Genomic DNA, 1,990 nt, shown 5'->3' with positions numbered 1-1,990 from the left:
GTGACGGGGCTCGTCGCGCTTACTCGCCCGGGTTCTTCACGAAGCCGCGGTGCTCGACCGCGGCGCCGCCGAAATCGAGGCGGCACTTGAGCTCGACACCATCGACGTCGAAGCCCTCGCGGGTCTCGACATAGGGACCCTCGTTGCCCTCCAGGTAGGCGTATTCGATGGTGTCCACGGCGGAGCTGTTCGGATTCGCCGCGAGATACCAGGCCTTGGTGGAGACGTCGTCGAGGCGATCCTCGGCGATGACGGTGAGCCGCTTCATCGAGTCCGGCACCACCTTATCGGTCTGCGCCGGCGTGATCGCCGCGAAGAGCTGCTCGGTGCCGGTCTGCAGCGAGGCCGGGACGAGCAGGAACGCCGCAGGCACGGAGATGCGGGTCTTGCCGTCGAGGCCCTTCTGCTGGCGCATCTTCAGGCGGGCAGCGTCGAGGGTCGTCACCGACGGCGCGCCGAGATTGCCCGCCCCGGAGACGATGTTCTTGTGTTCGGCATGGAACAGCGCCTTGCCGTCGCTCATCACCTGGTTGCCGGTGATCAGGCCCCAGATGATGTCCGCCTCCAGCGTCGCGACCGAGACGCCGAACATCTGCGGGATCCGGGTGAAGGCGCCGAGGTCGTCGTTGATGATCACCTGGCGGGTGATCGCCACCACCTTGCCGTAGGTGGCGATCTTCCACTTCTCCTTGCCTTCGGTGATCGAGCCGCGGGTGTACTCGCCCGCCTCGTTGATCTTCACGAGCTGCGGCGCCTCGCCCATGCGGACCGACGTCTTGTCCTTGAAGTCCGTCGCGTTGGTCCGGCGGCAGAACGGCCGCCAGTTGCTCTCCAGGGCCTCGTAGGCGGCGCGCAGCGTCTGTTCGGAGACGTTTCCGAGAATGGCCGGGAAGTCGCTCGTCGTGTGCAGCGACCGGCGGGCGATCTCGTCGCGCGCCATGCCGCGAGTTCGGGTGCCGGAGGCCTCGACCACCTCGCGGGCGATCTCGAGCAGCGCCATGCCGCGATAGTCGCGCGCCGGCTCGGTGAGCGCGAATCGGCCGGGATCGTGCCGGTGCAGCAGCGCGGCCGTGATCGCGTCGCGGCGGGTCTGGGTCTCGTCCTGGCCGCCGGTCTCGACCCGGGTGTTGCCGTTGGCGGGGCCACGGTCGGAGGCCGCGGCGAGACGCTCGAGCAGCACGCCGCGGAACGCCTCGACCGAAGTGCCGTGACGGACGTGCTCGTCGCCGAGCTCGCGCATCTGGAAGGTGCGGGCGAGATCGCCGATCCCGGCGGCCCGCTCACGCTCGGCGCGCTGGGCGGTCTCCACGGCGGTGCGGGTGGCGGACTCGTCGGCGACGGCCGGCGCCGGCGGCGCGGTCCGCTGCTCGGCGGGCGGCGCGGCGCGCGCCGTGGCGATGTTGGCCTCGACCTGGCGGATCTGCTCGAGCAGGCTCTTGTGTTCGTCCTCGATCCGCTTGGCGTCCGCGGCCGGCGTGTCAGTCTTGATCTGGTCGAGCTTGGCGCGGGCTTGCGCCTGCAGGTCGGCGAGCCGGGCGAGCATCTGCTCCAGCGTCATGATGGGCTCCTTCGTCGGGAATGGCGCGCCTGACGGCGGGCCTGGTGCCTTGCCCAAGGGCATTCGGGCGCGCGCGGCTCGGCCGCGCGGATGTCAGCGGGTCCGGAAGCCGTCGATCTCGGCCTGGCGCATGCGCATGCGGGCGGCGGCGGCGATCGCGTCCGGGCAGTCCCGGGTGGTGAGAACGACGGGGTAGCGGATGGCCTGGTCGTCGCTGCGGGCCCGGCAGCCCGGATCGGCGCCGATCGGCACGGCGGAGATCTCCAGTGGCTCCCAGTCGACCACCCTCCACAGCGGCACGTCGCCTTCGGGCCCCTCGACCTTCTCCACCGCGTGGATGCGGTAACCGACCGAGACGTTCTGGATGATGCCGTCCCGGATGTTCTGGACGATGTCGGCATGCGACGGCGCCCGCGACAGCCGCACCGTGGC

Annotated in this window: 2 protein-coding genes; both read right to left on the bottom strand. The window is 70.5% G+C overall.

Annotation, left to right across the window (positions count from 1 at the left end; all coding sequences use genetic code 11):
- Positions 1 to 19: 19 nt before the first annotated feature.
- Entirely contained in the window at positions 20 to 1,558 is a 1,539-nt protein-coding gene (locus CH341_RS30990; RefSeq protein WP_111423492.1) for a prohead protease/major capsid protein fusion protein, read from the bottom strand.
- Positions 1,559 to 1,651: 93 nt separating this feature from the next.
- Positions 1,652 to 1,990, bottom strand: a 339-nt coding sequence (locus tag CH341_RS30985) for an HK97 family phage prohead protease (RefSeq protein WP_210208693.1), incomplete at its 5' end; no start/stop codon positions are given.

It is taken from the genome of Rhodoplanes roseus (assembly GCF_003258865.1).
GTDB classification, from domain to species: domain Bacteria; phylum Pseudomonadota; class Alphaproteobacteria; order Rhizobiales; family Xanthobacteraceae; genus Rhodoplanes; species Rhodoplanes roseus.
This window is presented reverse-complemented; position numbering and strand designations above follow the sequence as displayed.